This is a genomic window from Kitasatospora sp. NPDC001539 (assembly GCF_040298565.1).
In the GTDB taxonomy this organism is placed as follows: Bacteria; Actinomycetota; Actinomycetes; order Streptomycetales; family Streptomycetaceae; genus Kitasatospora.
Genome location: NZ_JBEPAK010000113.1, coordinates 1 through 22,133, shown reverse-complemented (window position 1 = coordinate 22,133; position 22,133 = coordinate 1). Strand labels below are relative to the sequence as shown.

The 22,133-nt window shown below is 72.9% G+C and carries 20 protein-coding genes and 1 pseudogene; 7 read left to right on the top strand and 14 right to left on the bottom strand.

All coding sequences use genetic code 11. From position 1 onward, the window contains the following. Positions 1–2: 2 nt before the first annotated feature. From ABT247_RS18865 to ABT247_RS18855, 3 genes are all read right to left on the bottom strand, one after another. Positions 3–296: a hypothetical protein gene (locus ABT247_RS18865; RefSeq protein ID WP_350743930.1), complete on the bottom strand. Its 294-nt coding sequence runs from the start codon at positions 294–296 to the stop codon at positions 3–5. 786 nt (positions 297–1,082) lie between these two features. After that, complete coding sequence (locus ABT247_RS18860) at positions 1,083–2,417, bottom strand: chloride channel protein (protein ID WP_350743929.1); 1,335 nt, start codon at positions 2,415–2,417, stop codon at positions 1,083–1,085. A gap of 152 nt (positions 2,418–2,569) precedes the next feature. Next, positions 2,570–2,800 (bottom strand): hypothetical protein, encoded by a 231-nt coding sequence (locus ABT247_RS18855; RefSeq protein ID WP_350743928.1) that lies wholly within the window; start codon positions 2,798–2,800, stop codon positions 2,570–2,572. 77 nt (positions 2,801–2,877) lie between these two features. Here ABT247_RS18855 and ABT247_RS18850 point away from each other — a divergent pair, with 77 nt between their 5' ends. Next, positions 2,878–3,306: an Imm1 family immunity protein gene (locus tag ABT247_RS18850; protein ID WP_350743927.1), complete on the top strand. Its 429-nt coding sequence runs from the start codon at positions 2,878–2,880 to the stop codon at positions 3,304–3,306. Positions 3,307–3,869: 563 nt separating this feature from the next. Here the strand turns inward: ABT247_RS18850 and ABT247_RS18845 are convergent. From ABT247_RS18845 to ABT247_RS18825, 5 genes are read right to left on the bottom strand one after another with little or no spacing between them, the layout of a single operon-like run. Further along, positions 3,870–6,233: a DEAD/DEAH box helicase gene (locus tag ABT247_RS18845; protein ID WP_350743926.1), complete on the bottom strand. Its 2,364-nt coding sequence runs from the start codon at positions 6,231–6,233 to the stop codon at positions 3,870–3,872. Between the two features lie 54 nt (positions 6,234–6,287). Beyond that, a complete protein-coding gene (locus ABT247_RS18840; RefSeq protein WP_350743925.1) occupies positions 6,288–6,722 on the bottom strand; it encodes a helix-turn-helix domain-containing protein in 435 nt (144 codons plus the stop codon). Then, positions 6,719–7,426 (bottom strand): helix-turn-helix domain containing protein, encoded by a 708-nt coding sequence (locus ABT247_RS18835; RefSeq protein WP_350743924.1) that lies wholly within the window; start codon positions 7,424–7,426, stop codon positions 6,719–6,721. The genes ABT247_RS18840 and ABT247_RS18835 overlap by 4 nt, the downstream gene beginning before the upstream one ends. After that, complete coding sequence (locus ABT247_RS18830) at positions 7,423–9,699, bottom strand: hypothetical protein (protein WP_350743923.1); 2,277 nt, start codon at positions 9,697–9,699, stop codon at positions 7,423–7,425. Before ABT247_RS18830 ends, ABT247_RS18835 begins: the two co-directional genes overlap by 4 nt. Positions 9,700–9,706: 7 nt before the next feature. Beyond that, entirely contained in the window at positions 9,707–10,030 is a 324-nt protein-coding gene (locus ABT247_RS18825; RefSeq protein ID WP_350743922.1) for a helix-turn-helix domain-containing protein, read from the bottom strand. Positions 10,031–10,345: 315 nt separating this feature from the next. On the opposite strand from ABT247_RS18825, the gene ABT247_RS18820 reads away from it, so the two are divergent. Continuing rightward, the gene (locus ABT247_RS18820; protein ID WP_350743921.1) at positions 10,346–11,020 is read left to right on the top strand and encodes a VC0807 family protein; all 675 of its coding nucleotides are present in this window, start codon (positions 10,346–10,348) and stop codon (positions 11,018–11,020) included. 144 nt (positions 11,021–11,164) lie between these two features. Here ABT247_RS18820 and ABT247_RS18815 read toward each other — a convergent pair whose 3' ends face one another. The 4 genes from ABT247_RS18815 to ABT247_RS18800 form a co-directional block, all read right to left on the bottom strand. Further along, the gene (locus tag ABT247_RS18815; protein ID WP_350743920.1) at positions 11,165–11,869 is read right to left on the bottom strand and encodes a hypothetical protein; all 705 of its coding nucleotides are present in this window, start codon (positions 11,867–11,869) and stop codon (positions 11,165–11,167) included. A 314-nt stretch (positions 11,870–12,183) separates the two neighbouring features. Next, positions 12,184–12,567 carry a hypothetical protein gene (locus tag ABT247_RS18810; protein WP_350743919.1) on the bottom strand — a complete coding sequence of 128 codons (384 nt, stop codon included), beginning with the start codon at positions 12,565–12,567 and terminating at the stop codon, positions 12,184–12,186. Positions 12,568–12,807: 240 nt separating this feature from the next. After that, positions 12,808–13,464, bottom strand: coding sequence for a hypothetical protein (locus ABT247_RS18805; protein WP_350743918.1), 657 nt, complete (start codon positions 13,462–13,464; stop codon positions 12,808–12,810). Between the two features lie 201 nt (positions 13,465–13,665). Next, on the bottom strand, positions 13,666–14,109 hold the full coding sequence (locus ABT247_RS18800) for a peptidase inhibitor family I36 protein (protein WP_350743917.1): 444 nt from the start codon (positions 14,107–14,109) through the stop codon (positions 13,666–13,668). 265 nt (positions 14,110–14,374) lie between these two features. On the opposite strand from ABT247_RS18800, the gene ctaD reads away from it, so the two are divergent. Together ctaD and ABT247_RS18790 are read left to right on the top strand one after the other, a co-directional pair. After that, a complete protein-coding gene (ctaD, locus tag ABT247_RS18795; protein WP_502892467.1) occupies positions 14,375–16,111 on the top strand; it encodes an aa3-type cytochrome oxidase subunit I in 1,737 nt (578 codons plus the stop codon). Beyond that, on the top strand, positions 16,104–16,499 hold the full coding sequence (locus tag ABT247_RS18790) for a cytochrome C oxidase subunit I (protein WP_350743916.1): 396 nt from the start codon (positions 16,104–16,106) through the stop codon (positions 16,497–16,499). The genes ctaD and ABT247_RS18790 overlap by 8 nt, the downstream gene beginning before the upstream one ends. 188 nt (positions 16,500–16,687) lie before the next feature. Here ABT247_RS18790 and ABT247_RS18785 read toward each other — a convergent pair whose 3' ends face one another. After that, positions 16,688–18,226, bottom strand: a complete 1,539-nt coding sequence (locus ABT247_RS18785) for a hypothetical protein (RefSeq protein WP_350743915.1) — start codon at positions 18,224–18,226, stop codon at positions 16,688–16,690. An 85-nt stretch (positions 18,227–18,311) separates the two neighbouring features. Between ABT247_RS18785 and ABT247_RS18780 the strand changes: the two genes are divergently transcribed. Beyond that, positions 18,312–18,596: a hypothetical protein gene (locus ABT247_RS18780; RefSeq protein ID WP_350743914.1), complete on the top strand. Its 285-nt coding sequence runs from the start codon at positions 18,312–18,314 to the stop codon at positions 18,594–18,596. Between the two features lie 138 nt (positions 18,597–18,734). After that, positions 18,735–19,025 carry a hypothetical protein gene (locus ABT247_RS18775; RefSeq protein ID WP_350743913.1) on the top strand — a complete coding sequence of 97 codons (291 nt, stop codon included), beginning with the start codon at positions 18,735–18,737 and terminating at the stop codon, positions 19,023–19,025. 83 nt (positions 19,026–19,108) lie between these two features. Here ABT247_RS18775 and ABT247_RS18770 read toward each other — a convergent pair whose 3' ends face one another. Beyond that, positions 19,109–21,067, bottom strand: coding sequence for an AfsR/SARP family transcriptional regulator (locus ABT247_RS18770; RefSeq protein WP_350743912.1), 1,959 nt, complete (start codon positions 21,065–21,067; stop codon positions 19,109–19,111). A gap of 109 nt (positions 21,068–21,176) precedes the next feature. On the opposite strand from ABT247_RS18770, the pseudogene ABT247_RS18765 reads away from it, so the two are divergent. Beyond that, positions 21,177–22,037 (top strand): annotated as a pseudogene (locus tag ABT247_RS18765) (alpha/beta fold hydrolase); the annotation flags it as partial. Between the last annotated feature and the right edge of the window lie 96 nt (positions 22,038–22,133).

The window sequence follows — 22,133 nt, the reverse complement described above, 5'->3', positions numbered from 1 at the left end:
GGTCACCGGGCCGCCGGCTCCTTGACGGCCTCCTTGGCGATCGTCTCGGCGCCGGACAGGGCGTGGCGGATGGCCTCGGGCGCCAGTAGCAGCGCGCCGAACAGGATCCAGCCACCCGCTCCGCTGGCCGTCTTGAGAGTACGGCGCCCCGATGCGGCGGCGCGGCGCTCCTCGTCCGGTGTCCGCAGCATCTCCTTGGCGATACGCCCGGCACCGGCCACGGCGTGGCCGGCTCCGGCGAGCGCCATCGCGCTGACACCGATGGTGAACCAACCCACTCGACCGATCTCGTCCATCGTTCTCACTGTCCTCGACCGGTGAGGCCTTCGGGGACACGCCTCACCCGTACCTCGATCCTCGACGCACCCCGTGCTCGACCACGAGGGCCGACGAGCCCGTCCGCGAGGACCGATGGACCCAGTCACCCGTGCGCCGATGGGGCCACCGCAAGCCCCTGCCTGGGACCGCTGAACGACGCCCGCCGCAGGCCAGGACCCGCTCCCGCACCTTCCGCCGGTCGGGGGGCGCCATGCGTGGTCGCCGGATGCACGCCGGCACGGAGCGAGCGCACCGCCCTGGATGCCGACCCGGCCGCACCCGACAGTCCCAGCGCCTGCGCAGAGCGCGACCGGGCCGACGGCTCTTCGAGCCCGGCCCCCGTCTCGACCCTGCCGTCCTTCACCGCGTCCGGGGTACCGGCGGTGATCGGGCACCCTGCCCGGTTCGGATCGGCGGCCGCCGGGCCGGCCACCCTCAGCGTGCGCGGGACCTCGGGTCCGAGCGAGTCGGATGAGCCATCAGAGATGCCCGGTCAGCGCGCCGGACTCGGTGCCGCCTTCGTCACCCGCGGGGCAGCCGCAGCCGACCCCAGCCGCCGCCTGAACTGGTGTGTGCCCGGGGCGGCCCGCCGACCGGGCGGGCGCCAGGCGCCTCGCTCGAAGGGCCGTGGGAGGCGTTCTTCCTGCCGTTCGGCCCGCAGGCCGGTTGCGATTCGTTCTTCGAGTCGGATCGGCGGTCGTCGCCGTACCGGCCGTGAGGAGCAGCGGACCGATCCCAGCGAGCGCGCGTCATCCCGAATGCGCTCACTGCGGCGCTGGTGCCGCCTTCCGGGCCGGCACCGGACTGAGTCTGAGCGCGGCCACGTAGGCGACCACGACCGCGACGATGACCAGCGGCATCACGGTGATCCCCTGCGTCCCCAGCAGCAGCGTGGCCAGGAGCACCGATGTCAGCGGGAGCTTGAGCATGCTCACCGACATCGCCCCGATGCCCATGGCGAACGCGGGGGTGAGCTCCAGCCCGGGAAGGTGGGACAGCGCGACCCCGCCCGCCGCCCCCACGAACATGGCCGGGAAGATCGGGCCGCCCCGGAAGGCACTCAGGGAAAGGCAGTACGCCAGGCCCTTGCACACGCAGAGCAGCGTCAGGGTGCCGACCGAGTAGGCGGCGCTGTTCACGATCAGCGGGTCCATGGCGCTCTGTCCCGAGTACAGCACCTCGGTCGCGGAATGGCCGCTGCCCTCGGCATAGGTGATGGCGAGCCCCCCGACCGCCAGTCCCATCGCCATGGTGGCGGGGAGCCGGCGGCGTTCGACGCGTGGCTGCAGCCACAGCGCCAGTCGTCGGAGGCCCGCGCCGACGAAGGCGGCCGCCAGCCCGATCAGTAGCGCCCAACCGAACTCGCCGAACGTGGGCGCGTTCGCCGCGGGCAGGTTGGGAAGCGCCAAGGAGTACGTGCCCAGACCGGTCCAGCTGTCGAGGCCGACGAACACGAGCGAGCCGATGCCGGCGGCGAGCAGGCCCGGCACCAGCACGACCCCGAGCATCGGGCCGCCGACCCCCGCGACCTCCATGAGGAGGAACCCTCCGGTGACGGGTGACCCGAGCAGGGTGCTGACCGCGGCGAAGCTCCCGGCGGCGCCGACCACGCTGCGGCCCTGCTCCGGCATGTCCGGCTTGAGCCGGCCTACCGCCCAGACCGCCACCGCACTGCCGAGGAGGATGAGCGGGCCCTCCGGGCCGAGGACCGCTCCGAGACCCAGCGTGGCCACGGCCGCGATGAAGATTCCGGGCAGCTCGATCGGCTTCGCCGTGCCTCCTGTCGACAACCCCTCGGCCGGCTTGTGACCACCGGTTCCGGGAAGGTATCGGATGGCCGCTCCCACCGCCAGCCCTGCCGCGGCGAGCAGCGGCAGGGGCCACCAGGACGGGGTCCCGTGAAAGCCGAGCGCCTTGGGCAGATCGGTGTAGGTCCACCGCTGGAGTTCGTCGATCAGGGCGAGGAAGCCGTACGCACCCGCGGAGATCGGCACCCCGAGCACGGCCGCCATGATCAGGAGTCCTGCATAGCCGCGGGTCCTGACCAGAGCGTATGGATCCGGTGACGTCCCCGGCTCTTGGGTGGGGTCGGGGGACATGCGCGCCTCCTGGATTTCGGCCTTGTTGGGGGAGCACCGTCTGCTGATGAGGATCCGCGAAAACGGCTCTGGCCGCAGTTCCGGGAGGTCGAGGCCAGCCCCGGGCGGGCGATCGGCGGCCGACGCCCGGTCGCTGCGGGCGCGTGGCTGGGTCAGGACGCGACGGCCGACAGGTCGGTGGCGGCCTCGAGAGCCTGGTGGCCGTAGGTGTCCGCCGCGTCGACGCGCAGCATGAGACGGAATCGGTCGAGGGACTCGATCTCCCTGACGAGGCGCCTGCAGTCGTGCTTGAGCAGGTGCGGCATCGCCGCACGGTTGGCGACCGCCGACTGCCCCATGATCATGAGGACCGGTGTGCGGACTGTGGTGGGGTTGAACTTCACGACCAACGCATGGTCCGTTCGACCGTACTTGTGGGGGAAGCGCTCTCACCACCGAGCCAAATGTTCAAGGGGAGAGAATGACAACCAAAGGACTCGAGGTGCAATTTGAGTCTGAGCACATCGACACGCCCGCCGTTCTCGGCAGTGCGGAGGACGTGGATTCGTTCATCGACTCCCTGCTGAACGGGCCGCACGACCAGAACTGTGCCGTGGTCCACTCGCTCGATCGGCCCACGCTGCCGTCCGGGTACCGGGACCACGAACTGGCGGTCGGGCTGGACAGGGTTGCCCAGGTGGGCGCGCTGGCCTTCGCGGAAGACGGCAACTTCGCGTCGAAGGGCGCGGTGGACCGCGGAATCGTCGAGTACATGCTCCTCGGCCACGTGAGGGAGTTCATGCCCGGCTCGGAGATTCCCATCGCGAATGTCCGTCAGGCCGTGAAGGAGTTCCTCGAGAACGGCGGCTGGCTTCCGACCTGCATCGAATGGCAGGACGAGGAATTCTGACGCCAGCTGGAATGATCTCCTGACCGCCTGGCGGCCCAGCTCGTCCTGCAGTTCCCCTGCGTCCCGCTGGGGATCGCGCTGGTGTTCGCGCTCCTGTTCATGGTGTTGGACGGCGGCGCCACGGGTGGCGGCGATGCCGGCGAGTTCGTCGAGGCCGTGGGCGGGATAGCGACGGCCGCGATCTCCTGGCGGCGCCTGCGCGTCGAGTGGCACGGCAGGCCCGAGGACTGGGAGCAGTACACCGAAGGCTCCGCGGAAGCGTTTCGCCTCCGCGGAGAAGAACAGCGGCTGGGAGCCGTCGAGGCTGCCGTCCGGCGGCGTGCGCCGGGCCGTGTCGTACCTACCTGTGGCGCCCGAACTACCCAGCCTGGCGCCCGTCCGGGTCGAGCAGTTGGCCCGGCGGCACGGGTGGTCGGTGGACTGGAGGAGGAGCAACTCGGCGAAGGGCGAGCTGTGCTTCCACCGGCTCATCCCGCCCCCGGTGCAGGCCGGCGTGCCGGACCCCGCCGGGCCGCCGCCGGCGCCCGGCGGGCCGGGACGGCGGGCGTGGGTTGGGGGCGGGGTCAGCCGGTGACGGTCTCGGCGTGCCGGGTGAGGGCGTCCAGGAGCGCGGTCTGCTGCTCGGTCAGCTTCCCTTCGGCGCGGGCCTTGGCCTGCTTACGCAGCCAGGAGCCGGGCCGGAAGGCCGGGTCGTCGCCGAGGCCGGTGCGGTTGGCGGGGCCGGTGAGGGTGCCGCCGGCGGCGAGGTAGGCGAGCAGGCGGCGGTAGGAGCGGTTCCAGTCCGGTTCCAGGCGCCACAGCTCGTCGAGCGCGTCGAGCTTGGCGACCTGCTGAGGCGTGAGGGCCTCGGCCTTGCGCTGGCGGCGCATCCACGCGCCGACCGCGTAGCCGTCCAGCTTCTCGGTGGCGGGGATCGCCAGGTGGCCGTGGTGGGCGGCCCAGGCGCGGGCGTAGGCGTAGCCGCGCTCCCAGGCGTTGGCGTGCTTGGACCAGATCATGCCCAGCGCGTCCAGTTCGTTGATCCGGGCCGGGTCGAGGAGGTGCCGGCCGTTGAGGTGGCGCTGGCGGTCGAGCCAGGAGATCAGGTCGCCGTGGCGGGTCTTGTCGGTGGGGTCGAGGTGGCCGTGCTCGAGGTGGAACCGGGCGGCGACGGCGTGCATCCGCTGCCACTCCGTCGCCCTCGGGTTGAACGCCCGCAGCTTCACTGTCTGGAGAATCGCGCCGACGTGGCGGCGGGCGTCGATGCGCAGCCACTCCACCGGAGACTCCACCACCGTCGCCGTCGGCGGCTGCTCGCCCTTCGCCGCAGCGGTCTCGCCTTCGGCGGGCGAGGCCTGCGTGGTGGTGTGGGCGGTGGGCTGGGAGCGGGTGCCGCGAAGTTCGGTGATCCGGCCGACCACCCGGGCGTCGTGCGCGGCCAGCGCCCGCAGGACCCGCCAGATCGTCCGGAACGAGCTGGCCTCGATCTCGGCGTCGGCCTCCGCCCGCACCGCCGCCCCGGCCTCACGGACCTCCGCCGGGTCCGCGGCCGCCGTGCCGTCATCACCGACCACCGGGGTGGGCAGGTAGACCGGGATGATGACCCAGGAGACCTTGCCCTGCCGGTAGGACTGGCGCAGCGCCCGGCCGACGGCCTGGACGATGTCGATCACGCTCGACTTGGGGTCGGCGAAGCAGATCGCGTCGACGGCGGCGACGTCGATGCCCTCCGTCAACAGCCGACTGTTGCACAGGATCCCGCATTCCTCGCCGTCCTCGCCGGTGTGGGCCTTGAACTCCGCGAACGCGGCCCGGCGTTCCCGCAGCCGGTCGGTGCCGGCGACGGCCCTCGCCCAGATCCGCTCCGGCCGGTCCGCGCCCTTCAACAGGGCGGCCGCCGCGGGCAGGCTGTCCGCGAACTCCCGCGCCCCGGCCACCCGCGAGTGGAACGTGATCACCCGGCGCAGCTCCAGGTCCGCGACGGCGCGCAGCACGGCGATCTGCAACGCCAGGCGCAGGAGTTCCTCGTTGGTGCGCTGGGAGCGCAGATCGGCGACGGCGGGCAGGTTGAGGAGGTCGCGCAGGTCCTCGTCCGTGACGACGGGGACCAGGACGCGGTAGTCGGCGAGGTAGCCGTGCTCGATGCCCTGGCCGAGAGTCCAGGTGAACACGGTGGGACCGTAGATGGTCTCGTCGTCCATGGAGCACAGCGCGGGCAGCTGCTCGGCACCGTCGGCGAGGTCGTCCAGGCCCGCCTTCGCCCGGCGGTCGTCGGCGATCCGCGGTGTCGCGGTGAAGTACAGCCGGCGCACGGCGGGCACCTGAGCGTCGTCGTGGACGGCCGCCCACGCCTTGCCCTCGGAGCCGGCGGTGCGGTGCGCCTCGTCGACCACGACCAGGTCCCACGCCGGGAGGCCGAACTGCTGGTGGGCCTGGACGATCCGCTCCAACGAGGCGTAGGTCGCGTACACGGTCACCGGCTCACCGCGCCTTGCGGAAGCGACCAGGTCGGCGATCCGAGCGCCCTGCGTCGACACCTGAGCCCACACCCGGCCGCCGGCCTCCGCGCTCTCCAGCGCCTCCTCCCGAGAACACGCCGCCACCGCCAGACCCCGGCGCCCGCCCCGCAGCGACCACGCCTCCGCCGTCTGCTCCAGCAGCTCGATCGTGGGCACCAACACCAGCACCCGCCCCCGAGCCGCCAGCCGCCGAGCGCAGCCGGCCGCGATCAGCGTCTTGCCCAAACCGGTCGCCGCCACGACGGTCGCCCGGCCACCGTCCTTCACCGCGCGCACCGCCGCCGCCACCGCGTCCTTCTGGAACCAGTGCAGCGGCAACGGGTTAACCGCGGCGATGGCGGACGGCTGCGCCGGGAGCTGCGGTACGGCCTGGGCGCGCAGAGCGGCCGGCACGCCGTGCTCGGCGGCGGCGGTGGTGGTGGTGTCCACGGCGGTGGCTTCTCCTTCGTCGACTGGGCGTTGCGGAAGGCAGCGCGGGGCGGGTCAGTCCGGCTGGGCGTACTGGTTGAGGGCGTCGATGAGGCGCTCGACCATGTCGCCGAACTTCGTGATCTCCCAGTCGGCAGTGAAGCCACCCTCGGCGAGGAGGATGTCGGCGAGCTCGTCGGTCAGCTCCTGCGCGTCCTCCTCCCCTGGCGCCACGGCGAGGTCCAGGACGACGCCGCGGGCCTGGGCGGCACGGCGCAGCAGCGCGAGTTGTTCGTCCGGGCCGGTGAACCAGGTGGGGCGGTCGGGGTCCGGTGCGTGGGGGTCGCGGGTTGCGGTGGTGAGGAGCCGGCGGGCGGTGCTGGGTGAGATGCGCAGGTTCCAGGCGATCTGGCTGACCGTGTGGCCGCTGTCCTCCAGCTCGATGGCCTGACGGCGCAGCTCTTCCCGCTCGACAGGGCTGCGGCGTTGGGAGACTCGTTCGGTGTTCATCGGTGCTCCTCGGGTACCCAGGCGCGGACTTCGAGGTAGGCGATGTCGGCATCGGCGACGGCGCGGCCGGTCTCCACCAGCCAGGCCTTCATGGCCTCGGTGACGTCGCCGTGGTGGTCGGCGACGCGCTGGGACCACTCGGCGGCGTCGAACCCGCCGGTGGAGGCAGAACCGTAGGTGCGCTCTTCCGTGCCGTCCGCGCGGGGGACGAAGCCGCGACGCAGACCCGGGGAGTCCTCCATGGAACCGGCCGACATCGTGAACTGGTCGGCCTTCATCCGCACGGTGAACGCCAGCCGGCCACCGGCCCGGCCGGTCTCGTGCACCACGGGCGCGAGATGGGAAGCGCCGGAGCGGATGGCCTGCTTCCCGGCGCGGCCGGCCATGGAGCCGCCCGCCTCACCGACGACGTCCTTACCCCGCACCCGCGCCTTCTGCCCGGTCCTCGTACGGCGCCGCTCCACGTTCTCCTGGGCCACGGCTCCGAGCGCCTCGACGTCGCGCTCGCCTCCACGCACGGCCCGCACAACCTGGCGCAGCGCGGCGACGAACGCCGCGCCCTTGCCCTTGGTGAAGAACTGGCTTACCAGCGAGGCGTCGCGGCCGAGGATCTTGGCGACCTGGCGTTTGGTGTAGCCCTCGTCCAGCAGTTGCTGGGTCAGGCGGGCGGCCTCATTGGGGTGGGTCGGGTCGGCCGGGCTCACTGGTCACTTCCCTTCTCGGCGAGTTCGGCGCGGCCCAGGGCGCGCAGCTTGAGGTACTGCTCCTGGCTGGTCGGGTGCTCGACGGGGCCGGTGAGGTGGCCCTTGAGGAGGTAGTCACCCGGCTCGCCCCGGTAGGGCCAGGGCTGGCGCTCGGTCAGGGCGATGCCGTCGGTGCCGAAGTACACGACCGTGCCCGGCCGCGCGTGCAGCGCCCCGGCGTGGGCGATGACCTCCTTGCCCTGCCGGTACTTCATGTCCAGCAGCGCCGCCCGGGCCCCCGACCACACGTACGCCGCCCACTCCGGGTGGGCGTACGGGTCGCGGGAGAAGCCGGCCTGCCGCTGCCAGGTCACCACCTCGCCGTCCTGGCCGAGGATCTCCACCCCGGCCGGGAGCGCCTCGCCGATGGGCGTGGTGCCGGAGACCAGCCGCGGGCGCTGTGCGAAGCCGCCGAGGCCGAACAGCAGCACGGAGCGGACGGCGCGGGAGGCGAGGTAGGCGGCGGTGCGCTGGCGCTCGTCGCCGTGGAGGGTGGAGAGGTTGGTCAGGTCCGCCCAGGCCGACTTGAGGCGCTTGCCCCACTCGTCGAGCGGCTTGCCGTCCTCGAAGAGCAGGCCGCCGAGGATCTCGACCTTCCACGGCATCAGGTGGTTGGACAGCGCCAGGTGGACTTCCGCGCCGCCCGCCCAGGTGGTGAAGGTGGCGCCGGGCTCCGAGGGGTAGACCCAGGCGCGGTCACCGGTGACCGGGGCCGGGAGGAGGCCGACGTGGTTCCAGCCGGCCGGGACGGTCACGCGCACGTTCCAGTGCGAGCAGGACATCAGCGCCTTGATCTGTTCCTGTTCGGTCATCGCCGCGAACGCGGCCGCGGTGATCCGGCGCGGGGTGCCCACCGGGGACTTCCACAGGTGCTTGGCGTAGGCGAAGGTGCGGTCGTACTCCACCAGCGCGGGCAGTTGCTCCGGCACGCGCGGGGGCAGGATCAGCTCGGTGCGGCCCTGGCCGCCGGTCGCGTGCAGCAGCCCGCGCAACTCCTCGGACAGCACCGGGTAGCCACCCGCCCACTTGCCGGTGGTCGGGATGGTGCGTGACCACAGGTCCCGGCCGGTCTGCGACGGCGAGCCCATCAGCACGGCGTCGTCCCAGTGGCGGCGCAGCGCCTGCCACAGCAGCCGGAACGCGTCCCGGCAGGTGGTGACGTCGGCGCCGTCCGGGTCGAACCACTCCCCCATGGAGCGGATCTCCGTCACCGGCCCGTCCGGCGTGGTGGTGGGCGCGTAGCGGCCGACGGGCTGGTGCTGGTGGACGAAGTGCCCGGCGAGCTTGTCGCGGCCGGCGCCGACGGCGGTGGTCCACCGCTCCGAGGGCCTGTTCAGCCAGGCGGCGACCGCGTCCTTGAGGGTGGAGTAGCGCTCGGCGCCGTCGTGCCAGGGGGCGCCGGCGGTGATGTAGATCCGCTCGGTACCGGGCGCGATGTGCAGGACCGCGTCCAGGATCTCTCCCGGGGTGCGGGTGCCGAGGTCGAGCCGGACCACACGGTCGCGGACCGCGAGGTCGCCGGTCGCGGCGTCCAGGAACACCGTCGAGCGGGCCTGCTGCGTGAAGTTGGGGCGTTTGGAGACCAGGCCGGTGGTCACGGCCTCGAACCGGGCACCGGTCGGCCCCTCCGGGAGGGTGGGCATCTCACGCGGCCCGGCCTCAGCCACCGGACGTGACGCGGCAGCGGCCGGGACGACCGGCGCAGCCGGCGCCGTCGGGGCCGCCTGGGCCGCCGGCGCAGCCAGGGCCGCCGGGGCGGGAACGGCGGGCTCGGCCGGGGCGGGCTGCTCGGCGACGACCTCGACCCGGTGGTCCTCGACGTCGACCGGAGCCGGGGTCGGGGCCGGCTGCTCGGGTACGGGGGCCGGGCGGGTCAGCACCGGGGCGACCGCGGCGGCGGGCTCCTCGACCGGCGCGGCCTCCGGGGCCGGAGCGGGCGCCGCAGCAGCGGCCGCGGCCTGGTCGTCGGCCTTGGCGGCGCGGACGGCGGCCGGGGTCGGGTCCAGCAGCGGGGCGATCCGCACCACGTCGCCGACCGACAGCCCGGAGGCCTTCGCGACGGCCGGCGCCTGGGCGCCCTCGTACCCCGCGAGGCCGGCAACCCGGCGCGAGCGCTGCTGGTTGAGCTTGTCCAGCTCCTTCTGCGCGGCGGCGACCTGCTTCTCGGCGGCCGTGATCTCGGTGCGCAGCTGGCGCAGAGCGGCGAGTTCGGCGGTGTACGTCTTGCGGTCCATCAGGCCGTCACTCCCCGTCCGCGGTGCTGGTGTCCAGGGGGCGGGCCCGGCGGGCGAGGGTGAGCCAGCCGTCGGGGCCCTGGGTGCCGTGGATGTCGGCCAGGCCCGCGAGCAGGAACGCGTACGCGCCGCGCTTCGGCGACCGCGGCTGCGCGGTGCCGGCCTCCCACTTCGCGAACGTCTCCCGCCGGGTCTTCAAGGCATCGGCCACCTCGACCTGGGTCAGGCCGGCCGCCTTGCGCAGCCGCTCCCGCTCCGCCGGTTCCGGCAGGTCACCGCCCTCCCGGGCCTTGGCCAGCAGCGCGTCCACCGCCGCGAAAATCTCGGACATCACACACCTCCTGTCGAGGAAGGTATCGCAGAACACCTTTTCCAACGCAGCATCTTCCGCCGCATGTGCGCCTCACTATGACCTCATTGCGATGAGGGGCCCCGTGCCCGGGTCTGAGCGGCAAGGCCCGGACGGAGGTCGGGAGACCGGTACGGAAGCGGCACACGGCGGCGTAGTCTGGTCGCCACCTCGGCGGTGGAGTCGCTCACCGCCGGCGTGGTCGTCCCGGCCGAGGGCGGACGGCTGTGTCGGTGGGATCGCCCGCTCTGGCCCTTCTCGTGACCCGGAGGACGTCATGACCGCACGGAGGCGCCGATGGTGACGACCTCCGGGGCTGCGGCGCGACCGAGCGGGCGGCGTCTGCTGCTCGGTGTCCTCCGGGACGTCGCGGTACCGATCGCGTTGTACTACGGCCTGCGCGCCGCCGGAGCGAGTGTCTTCGTGGCGCTGCTCGCCGGCGCCCTCCTGCCGGCGGTCACCACGGCGGTGCAGTGGTGGCGCACCCGCAGCCTGGAGGGCATGGCGGGCTTCGTCGCCGGGACCATGCTGCTGGGCGTCGCGGCCGCGCTGGTCAGCGGCAGCCCCCGGTTCCTGCTGGCGAAGGACGGTTGGCTGACCGGCGTGGCCGGGCTCTGGTTCCTGATCTCGATCAGGGCTAGGCGTCCGCTGCTCTTCCACGGCGGCCGCCCCTTCCTGGAAGGGCGGTTCCGCTCCGACGGCACGTCCTGGGACGTGCTGTGGGAGCGCGAGCCGGCCTTCCGGCGGATCTGGCGGGTGTCGACCGCGATCTGGGGTGTGGCGATGCTGCTCGACGCTGTCGTGCGGGTGGTCATGGCCTACGTGCTGCCGGTGGATCTGGTGCCCGGCCTCGGCGCGCTGCTGTGGCCGGTCACGCTGCTGCTGTTGCAGGTGGTGAACGGCGTCTACTACGAGGTGGCCGGGCTGTGGCGCCTGACGTCGGGCGCGCCCGGGCGCTCGGTGGACGGCTGAGCGCGCGTCCGGGGTGCCCCCGGCCGGCCGGCAGCGGGTTCGGGGGCGGGGGACGCAGCGCGTGCCGGGCCAGGCGCCGTGAACGGCCTGCCGCCCGTTGCCGGCGACCGGCCGAAGGCCGAGCGGGCCGGGTCGGCGCCGCCGTCACGGCATGCGCGCGCTGAGGGTGCGGACCACCTGGCGCAGCACCTTGTCGCTCCAGTTCCGGTCCGCTTTCGGGTATTCCCCCACTCCGCCGGCCGTGGAGGAGCCGCTCACCTCGAACTCGTACGGTCCCTGGTGACAGGTCAGGTTGCCGCTGGCGAGGTCCTCGGCGTAGCAGCCCTGCGGGCCCAGTGAGGTGCCGAGGTCCTCGAACTCCTTGTGGTACTTGGTCGCGTCGTCACGGCCGTGGGCCAGGTCGTCGGCGTAGTTCTTCGCGACGAGCTTGGGGTCGGCGACAGCGGTGAAGGTGAGTTTGATGCTGCTGTTGCTGGTGCTGTCGGACTTGTCGGGCAGGCCGAAGCTGAACTTGCAGCCGGCGTCGGGCACATCGCCCGTCGTGCCGGGGTCCGCCTCGGTCAGCGGGTTGAAGTTGATGATGGTGACCTTGACCGGCTGTCGCTTGATGGCGTCGGCTTGCGGAAGGATCGCCTTGATCTCGGCGTCGCTCAACACCTCGCAGCCGTGCGGCCATTGGGCCAGGGGAAGCGAGCGGCCCGACGGCGGCTGCGCGGTGAGCCGGTTCCCCGATGGCTGCGCGGAGCCGAACCTCAGGGCGGGCACTTCCTTGCTGCATCCGGCGAGCAGCAGTACCGCCGCCCCGGCCAGGGCCGCGGCAGCGGACAGTGTGCGGGTGCGCGTCGTCATGGTTCCCCCCGGAAGTGTGCGTGGCGTGACTGGCAGGTGCGCCGACGAACAGGACGGGGATGATCCTTTCATCGAAGACACCCGTGGTCCATCCGGCCATCAGCCGCCCGGGCGCCGGCGGCGGGCAGGAGGGCAGGGGGCAGGGGCAGGGGGCAGGGGGCACGATGACCGCGCATCAGGCGGCACTGCCTGGCCCGTGCGGGAGTGTGTCCGGCCGGTCACGCGCGGGCCGCGGGCACGCCCGGCCGCCCGGCCGCCGGGCCCAGCCCCCGGGTGGACCGAGGTCGGGGCGGCAGGACGCGGCGGACGGGCGGCTAAGGCGTACCGCCCTGTTGGCGGCCCATCCAGTCGGTGATGGCCTGCTCGGTGCGGGCGAGCGCGTCGGTGGGGCTGAACTGCAGCAGCTCCGTCCCGGCGTCGACGTACGGCCGGTGGCCCGGCGGCTGGTAGAACGCGTCGCCGGCCTCGTACACCTCCTCGTGGTCGACGAAGGCGAAGCGCATGCGCCCGGCGATGACGTAGCCCCAGTGCGGGCACTGGCACCTTCCGTCGGGCAGCGACTGCAGCGGCCCGTCCAGGTCGGCGTCCGCCGCGAAGGAGACGAATTCGACGGTGTAGCCGTTCATCTCCTCGCGGCGGTCGGTCACCGGACCGAACTCCTGGACATTCGTCGCGGACTGCTTGGATACCTTCGGCATCGCTCGGCTCCTCTCCGTGACGGCCCCCGGGACTTCCCGTCGTCTCGAGTCGACCACTCCGCACGGCCTGGTGCATCCGGTGGAGCGGGCGGCGGCGGACCGCTCGCCGCCGGGCCGCCGCTGGGCAGCGGGCGACGGGACAGCGCTTCGGAGGCCTCGGCCGGGGCGTGGAGCGGGATGCCGGCTCGAAGAGCGCTCAGAGGAGCCGGAAGGGCTCGGGTGACCGGGCGCGATTCGCCCCTATTCGAGAAGGAGCAGGATCGCCACCGTCTCGCCCTCGGCGTCCAGGCACTCGGTCGTGTTGGAGCCGTCCGGATCGGCCAGGACGCCCAGCACGGTGCCGGTGCCGTCCTCGTCCGGGATCATCAGCCAGCCGTTCGCGAAGTCGCCCTCGACCGGCTCCACCGGCCAGTCCGCCGGGTCCACCGAGGCACGCTCGAGCATCTCGCGGAGGTTCTCCAGCCTCCAGCTGCCGTTCTCGGCGGCGCGCGCGTGCAGGGTGGCCCAGGCGCGCTTGAGGATCCCCATGCCCGGCTCGATCCAGGACCTGCGGGGGGTCGCGTGCACCACGGCCACGCCGGACGGGGTCGCCACGCGGTCGCCCCAGTCCTGCGTCCGGACCGGGACGCTGTCGCCGGGGTGGACCAGGACCGCCACCGGGCTGCCGGGTGCGCTCTCCCGGGCGATCGAGTAGACCGGCGTACCACCGGGCCGCATCGGGAAGCCCCCGGCCTCCGGCCCCAGCGGGTCGTAGATCGCGCCGTCGCCCCCGGCCCCCTGGATCAGGCCGAGCCGCTCGATCCGCCAGCCGTCCAGGGTCCGCACGCGCTCGGACGGATCGGCCAGGGCCTTGCCCAGCGCGGGCATGAACGCGTACTCGTCTTCCTCGTAGGACATCTGATGATCACTTCCCGACGTCGTAGTTGCCGGGAGCATAGACCGTGGCACCGACACGCCAGCCCAGCGCCTCGGCAGCGCACCGAGCAGTCCCCACCTGCCCGGTCGAGCGGGTCCTGGTGGCGGCCCGCGCCGCGGCGGTGTGCAGGCCGACGCCGTGGAGGCTGGCCGTCCCGCTACTTCCTGGTCACGCGCTGCCCGTCACCGCTCGGGCCGGGACACCGATGCCGGCAGCCGAACGCCTCGATCGCCGGGCGGGGTGTCGCAGCTCGGGCCGCCCGGGCCGTCGAACTGCACCGAGCTGAAGAAGTCCCGGTAGTCCGGGAAGAAGTTGCCCTTGCCGGTCGGCCCGCTGGAAGTGACCACCGTGCAGCCGGTGTAGTTCGCGTCGGACCACAGGTGGACGGTCGACGCGGTCCGGTTCCAGTCCGACTTCGCCCGGTCGTTCATGCCAAGCACCGCGAGGTCCGGCGCGCTCGCCGTCAGCCTGATCATGTCGCCGGTGCCGTCCAGGCCCGAGAACAGGCAGTAGTAACCGGCAGGGCACCGGTCGTACCCGTCCGCCGCATGGACCGTGGAGACCGGCAGCGCCATGGCAGCCCCGGCGACCACGGGCACCAGCAGCGCACGCAACCTCTTCCTCATCAACTTGCGCTCCAAAGCATCGCCGACTCACGGGCAGAAGAGGTGATCGCCCTCATCAACGAACTGCCTCGTACAGCGGTAACGGCCGCAGAGCCCTGGGCCCCGCCGCCGTTCGCGGTTCGCATGCGCACCCCCCGGGCCGCTCCCCCGCCCGGGGTCCGGCGGGCTGCTCGGATCACCCGGGGCGACACGCGCGAACGTCGCGCAGCGTGATGGGTCGGCTACTGGTAGGGATGGGGGCTGTCCGCTTCGGAATGGAGCCCGCATGACCATCCTCACCGACGACGACGTCGTCCCGCCCGCCCCCAGCCCGCCCGTCCCCGAGCGGAGCTGGGCCAGGCGCGGCAGGGTGATCGTGGCCTGGCTGACGACGACCGATCACAAGAAGATCGGGAGCCTCTACCTGATCACGTCGTTCTGCTTCTTCCTCGCGGCCGGCTTGATGGCGCTGCTGATCCGCGCCGAGCTCGCCCGGCCCGGCCTGCAACTCCTGTCGACCGAGCAGTACAACCAGCTGTTCACCATGCACGGCACCGCGATGCTGCTCATGTTCGCCACGCCGCTGTTCGCCGGCTTCGCGAACTGGATCATGCCGCTGCAGATCGGCGCGCCGGACGTCGCCTTCCCCCGGCTGAACATGTTCGCCTACTGGCTCTACCTGTTCGGCTCCCTCATCGCCATGTCCGGCTTCCTCACCCCCAACGGGGCCGCCGACTTCGGCTGGTTCGCCTACACGCCCCTGTCGGACGGCACCCACAGTCCGTGGGTGTCCGGCGACATGTGGATCATGGGCCTGGCGTTCTCCGGCTTCGGCACGATCCTCGGTGCGGTCAACTTCATCACCACGATCATCTGCATGCGCGCTCCGGGCATGACGATGTTCCGGATGTCGATCTTCGTCTGGAACGTCCTGCTGACCTCGGTGCTGGTCCTGCTGGCCTTCCCCTGCCTGGCCGCCGCGCTGCTGGCGCTGGAGGCCGACCGCAAGTTCGGCGCCCACGTGTTCGACCCCGCCAACGGGGGCCCCCTCCTGTGGCAGCACCTGTTCTGGTTCTTCGGCCACCCCGAGGTGTACATCATCGCGCTGCCGTTCTTCGGCATCGTCACCGAGGTCATCCCGGTCTTCTCCCGCAAACCGGTGTTCGGCTACAGCGGCCTGATCGCCGCGACCATCGCCATCGCCGGCCTCTCGGTCACGGTGTGGGCGCACCACATGTTCGTCACCGGACGGGTGCTGCTGCCGTTCTTCTCGTTCATGACCTTCCTGATCGCGGTCCCGACCGGCGTGAAGTTCTTCAACTGGATCGGCACCATGTGGAAGGGCTCGCTGAGCTTCGAGACGCCGATGCTGTGGACGGTCGGCTTCCTGGTCACCTTCCTCTTCGGCGGCCTCACCGGCGTCCTGCTGGCCTCCCCGCCGATCGACTTCCACGTCTCGGACTCGTACTTCGTCGTCGCCCACTTCCACTACGTGGTCTTCGGCACCGTCGTCTTCGCGATGTTCGCCGGCTTCCACTTCTGGTGGCCGAAGATGACCGGCAAGATGCTGGACGAGCGCCTCGGCCGCATCTGCTTCTGGACGCTGTTCATCGGCTTCCACACCACCTTCCTCGTGCAGCACTGGCTCGGCGCCCAGGGCATGCCCCGCCGCTACGCCGACTACCTGGCCGCGGACGGCTTCACCACCCTGAACACCGTCTCCACCATCGGGTCCTTCGTGCTCGGCCTGTCGATCCTGCCGTTCCTCTACAACGTCTGGAAGACCGCCGTGTCCGGCGAGAAGGTGGCCGAGGACGACCCGTGGGGCTGGGGCCGCTCCCTGGAGTGGGCGACCTCCTGCCCGCCGCCGCGGCACAACTTCGTGACCCTGCCACGGATCCGCTCCGAATCCCCCGCCTTCAACCTCCACCACCCCGAGGTCCCCGACGAACTGCAGGACGCCGGGCGCCAGGGCGGCACCCTCGTCAGCAGCGACGAGCGCGGGCACTCCACCGATGGTTGACCCCCGACCCCGGGCCCGCCGCCCGCTGCCGTTCGGTGCCGGGACCGCAGCGGGCGACGAAGCCGACCGGGGCACCCGGCAGATGGAGGGCTACCTGTACTGGCAGGCCGAGAAGGCGCGGGCCGCCCGGGCCGCCCGCGCCTTCACCCGCCTGCTGCCCTGGCTCACCACCGCCCAGGCCGACGAGGTCGAACACCACTACATCCACACCGACCTGCAGAACACCCGCCGGCAACTCGAACACCTGCGCAGCCACATCACCGCCGTCCGCGCCCAGTACGAAGCCCGCTACCACCAGCTGCGCACACGCTGCACGGTGACCGCACTCACCGTCACGGCCGTCGCGGTCTCCACGGCCGCGTACACCGTCCTGCACCCCCACGGGTGAGGACGCCTGCGAGGACCGGTCGCGCGTCCTGAAGGGTCTGGGCACGTCCGCCGATCCTGCGGACGTGCCCAGACCCTCACCGGCAGCCCCTTCCCCTCGCCCGGCCGGCCAGTCGCCCGGCCCGGCCGTGCCCACCGAGCCACCGAACCGCCGGGCGCGGGCCGCCGAGCCCGGGCTCGGCCGGGTCATCAGACCGGGCCGCACAGGGTGGGCTCCGCGGCGCAGTCCGCCCAGTGGGCGGGGTGGCTCGCCCCACCCAGGTCGTACAGGGTCCGCTGTGCCAGGTGGGCCGGCAGGGCCTCGACCGTGAACGGCTTGCCGCGGTCGTCCACCCTCGCGGTGAACTTCCCCTCGGGGGTCAGGTAGTCGACCTGGAAGGCCCAGGAGCAGACCTGCCCGGCGACGCCGCCGACCTGGACGGCGATGTCCCCGGGCGTGGTGGCCTGACCGAGGTCGAGCTTGTGGTGGGCGAAGTAGTCCGTGTTGACGGCGCCCCCTTGGTCGTCCAGCTCGACGGCGGGGGTGCCGGGCGGTAGGGCCGCCGACAGGAAGACGTTCGGCACGCCGCTCTGGCCCGCCGACGGGGCCCGCACGGAGCTGACGGCCCGACTGGGGCTGCAGGAGACGTCGGTGATCCCGATGTTCTCGACGGTCACCGAGGAGGAACGGTCGCTGGTGAAGTGCAGCCGGTAGGTGTCACCCCCCACCATGCCCTGCTTCTCCCAGTTCTCGATCGCCTTCAGGGCCGGATCCCGGGTATCGGCCCAGACCTTGGGCGGATCACCCTCGGGCAGCAGCCGGGCGCCCAGTGGTTCCAGGTAAGCGCGTACCCGGGCGAGGTCGTCCGGTTTGAACCGTGCGAGCCCCGCCTGCTCCGCCCTGGTCAGCGGCCGGTCCAGCACGAAGGTCCACACACCGTGGCGACGCAGGTCCGGGCCGTCCACCAGCACCTGGAACGGGACGGTCCGCTGGTCGACGGACTTCTCCGCCTGGCGCTGGAGCGCTGCGTCGTCCACCGCGGTCCGGCTGCCGTACCAGTGTCGGCCCACCACCACGGCCGCCACGAGCGCCAGCGCCAGGGCAGCGCCGCCGACCGCCCGGGCGGGCGTGATCCGGCGCTCCGGGCCGCTGCCGGGGCCGTTGTAGTACGTGACCGGCGCGTTGACGTCCCGGCCGGCCCGGTACCGGACGGAGACGGCACTCGCCGCCCGTGCCCGAAGCTCGGCCACCTCCCACCGCAGCGCCCCCAGCTCCCACTGGTCCTCCGCGAGCTGCTCTCCGTGTCCCGCCAGCGTGGCCTCGGTCCGCGCCAGAGCCTCGACCGCCGCAGCCAGCCGCCGCTGGACCTCGGCGGCGGCACGGTCGTCCCGCACCTGGGCGATCTCGGCCCTCAACCGCGCCAGCTCATCCGCCACCCACGCCAGGGGACGCGCGGCATGAGCGGCCTGCGCCAGTTTCTCCAGGTCCGCCCGCGCTGCGGCCTCCGACGGCTCGCCCAGCTTCTCCGCGACCATCGCGAGGAAGCCGGGCAGCATCTGCCGGGGAGCGGTGATCCGCAGCCTGCCGTTGAGGAACTTGCTGTACTTCTCCTCCGACCAGCCGAGCCGCTCGGCCTGGTCCCGCTGCAGCAACCCGACGTCCCTGAGCTTTCCGGACCAGCACTTGAGCGCCTCCGCCAGCTCGAGGTCCGCCCCGGACAGGCTGCTGCCAGGATCGTTGTGCCTCACCGTCACTCCCAGGAATTCGAGTTGCCCAAGCTTCGACAACTCTTGCCCCTGTCCGCAAGTGAGCTGACGGGATTGTGTGTTGACCATGACTCAGCAGACATCGGGGCGCCGCTGGCGCCCGACCTCCCCGCCCCCGGCACTGGTCCAGGCCGCCGGGACCGTGCCGGTCCTCGCCGGGGCGCCCTGGTGGTGTGCCGCCCTCGCCATCGTCTGCACGACCCTGCTCGGACTGGCGACCGCGCTCTTCCCCCAGGACAGCGCCGACCGCCGCGCGGTGATCCAGAGTTGGACCGACGCCAGGCGGCGTACGGGCGGCCCGGCCGCGCGGCGGCGCGGTGAGCCGGCAGCCGCCCGGGCGGTCAGCCGGTGACGGCCCCGGCGGGGCGACGGGACCGCTCGGGCCGGACGATCGGCCCCCTTCGCTACGCTTCGGGCCAACCCCGTTGCCGGGCAATGCGGTTGGTGTCTCGGTCGGTTTGCTCGCGCCGATACGGGCTACACGTCGGGCATGACTGGCAGATACCGAGGAGTGGAGACGGCCCGCGCGGTCATGGTCCTCGCCGACATCGTCGCGGGGATCCTGGGGCTGTGGATCGTCCTGTACGTGCTGAACGCCAATCCTTCGAACGACTTGGCGCATTGGGTCCACGAGGCGGCCGACTGGCTGTCCACCTGGGCGCACGACCTGTTCACGCCGTCCCAGGGGTGGCTGCGGACCCTGCTCAACTACGGCATTCCCGCGGTGGTCTATCTGCTCGTGGGCCACATCGCGGCCAACTGGCTGCGGCGCGTGGACTAGCCTGCCGGCCGATCGGAGCGGCGGCGCGGGGCGCGGCGAACGGGCGGCGCGGGCGGGCTCGGGGTCCGGCGGGGTGCTGTCGGCTACCCCGTTTCGGCGACGCAGGCGCGCGCCTCTGCGAGGTAGCGCGCCACCGGGCCCAGGGTCAGCATGCCGCTGGCGGCGCCGGCGTGTTCCGGGCCGGCATCGCGGAGGCAGGATGCGGCGTGTGCGGCGATGCCGCGTTCGCCGAGGCGTACGGCGGCGCGGGCGGTGAGGCACCACATGGCCTCCTGGAGGTGGTCGTGCGCTGGTTCGGGCACGGCGGCGAGGGCGGCGCGGGCCTCCTCGACGCGGCCTTGGGCGAGCAGGACGTGGGGGCGGGCCCACGGCCGGTACGGGCCCCAGTCGAGGTGCGGGTCGGTGGGTGCGGGCCGGTCGTGCAGCAGGCGCAGGCCCAGGAGGGCGAGCGGGAACAGGCCGCGGTGCAGCCCGGGCATTCCGGCTGTCCGGAGGGCGTTCTCGGCGGCGCGGTAGTGGGCGGCGGCCGTGGCGGCGGTCGGTCCGCCGGGTTCGGTGCTGCGGGCGGCCGTGGCTCGGGCGCGGAACCATCCGGTGAGGACGGGGACGAGGGGTGCCTCGGTGGTGGCGGCGAGTCGTTCGGCGGCTTCGGCGTGCGCGGTCGCGGTGTCGAGGTCGCCGAGGGCCGAGGCGCACTGCAGGCGGATGAGGCGGCCGAGTACGGCGAAGTTCGGCAGTTCGTGGCGGGTGGCGAGGTCGAGGATCTCGGTGCCGATGCCGTCGCGTTGCGTCGCGAGCCCGGGGCGGGTGAAGGTCTGCAGGAACGTGCCGTTGAGGGCGAAGGCCAGGAGTGCGGGGTCGGCCAGGCGCCGTGCCAGCTCTTCGGCCTGTCGTGACGCCTGCCGGGCGCGCCTGGACTCGGTCGCGGTCAGGTCGGCGCTGCGGCTCTCGACGGCGATCGTGGCCAGGAGGCGGGCGGACAGGTCGGCGGGGCCGTCGGGTCCGAGTGCGGTGAGCGTGCGCTCGGCGGCCGCCACGACGGCGCGGGACTGGTCGGGGTCGTCGGCCCGGCTCCACAGGGCGGGCACGTCGTAGGCGCCGATGATCCGGGCGACCAGGTGGGCGTCCGCGGTGCGTTCCGCCGCCCGGATCGCGGCGAGGCGCTCGCGCCGTGCGTGGACGAGGGCGTCGCCGCCGGCCAGGGCGAGGGTGCGGGCCAGGTCCACGGTGGTGCGCGGACCGAGGCGGACACCGGGGGCGCTCCAGGCGGTGCGTGCGGCGTCGAGTGGTGCGCAGCCGTTGAGGATGTCCGTCTCCAGGCGCTGGAGTTCGGCGCTCGGGTCGAGTCCGAGCCGGTCGACGAGCATGGTGCGGGCTCGGCGCAGGGTGGCCAGTGCGTCGGCCTGGCGGCCCGCGCGGTGGAGCGCGCGGGCCAGCAGGGCCCAGGCCGGCTCGCGCCAGGGGTGTTCGGCGACGTGGGCGCCGAGTTCGGCGACGAGGTCGCCTCCTTGCCCGGAGTCGAGGAGGATGCGGGCGCGCAGTTCCACCCCTTCCAGTCGCAGTTCCTCCAGCCGGGTCCGCTCCCGCTGCGCCCAGGCGGAGGCGGGCACGTCGGCGTAGGCGGGGCCGCGCCAGGCGGCGAGTGCGGCGTCGAGGTCGGCCGCCGCGTCGGGGCCGGTGGCCGTGTGGGGGTGGCGTCGGGCGCGGGCCACGGCGTCCTGGAAGCGGTGGACGTCCACGTCCTCGCGCGGCAGGCGCAGCGCGTAGCCGGGGCCTTCGGTGACGATCACGCGCGGCGGGTCGCGGGGCGGCCGGTCGGGTTCGAGGGCGCGGCGCAGTGCGGCGACGAAGGTGCGCACGGCGCCCACGGCGCGGACCGGTGGGTCGGTCCACAGGTCGTCGACGAGGGTGTCGGTGGTGACCATCCGTCCCTCGGCGGCCACGAGCCGGGCGAGTACCTCGCGGTGGCGGGGTCCGCCCAGGTCGACCGGGCTGCCGTCGTCGCGCAGGGCCCGCACGGCGCCGAGTACGTCGATTCGCATGCCCCCATCCTCCGTGGCCGGGGCCGGCTGCGCCCAGCCGTACTGATCGGCTGCTGATCGCCTTCGTCCACGCTGGTCCGGTCAGCCCCCGATGCGAAGGACGGCCTTCATGACGCTCACCATTCCCGGCTTCGATCTCACCCGCCTGCCCGGTGCGGACGGTGTGGAGCTGGCCGCCGCTGTCGGCGGCCAGGGCAGCCCGGTCGTGCTGTTGCACGGCTTTCCCCAGACCCACCTGATGTGGCGGCACGTGGCGGAGCGGCTCGCCGGCGAGCACACGGTGATCTGTCCCGACCTGCGGGGCTACGGCGCCAGCGACAAGCCGCCGGCCACCGGCCCCGAGGTGTACGCCAAGCGCACCATGGCCGCCGACGTCGTGGCCCTGGCGGCGGCGCTGGGCCACGAGCGCTTCGCCCTCGTCGGCCACGACCGGGGCGCCCTGGTGGCCTTCCGGGCGGGGTTGGACCACCCGGAGGCCGTCACCCACCTGGGCATCCTCGACATCGTGCCGACGCTCGACATGTGGAACGTGCTGCACGGCGTCTCGGCGGCGGTGGGCTACCACCTCTTCCTGATGGCGCAGCCGCCGGGCCTGCCGGAGACGTTGATCGCCAACAGTGCGGACGCCTTCTTCGGCTCGTTCCTGGACGCCTGGGCCGGCGACGCGAGCGCCGTGCCCGAGGAGGTGCGCGCCGAGTACCTGCGGGCGAGCGCCGCGGCGGTGACGTCGATCGTCGCGGACTACCGGGCCTCGGCGGGGATCGACGTCCTGCACGACCAGGCGGACCTGGACGCGGGCTCGCAGCTGGCCATGCCGGTGACGGTCGTCCAGCAGGACTGGGGCGCGCAGTTGGGCTACGACGCCGCCGCGGTGTGGCGGGCGTGGGCACCGGACCTGGACCACCGGCTGACCCGGGCGGGGCACTTCATGGCCGAGGAGGCGCCCGGCGAGATCGTGGCGGCGATCCGGGCCACATCTTCACCGCGTTCGCGAGCTTCTCCTCCTCGGTCTTGCCGAGGCCCGCGGCGCAGTCCCACACCACCGGCGCGTCCGCCCGGCCCAGGT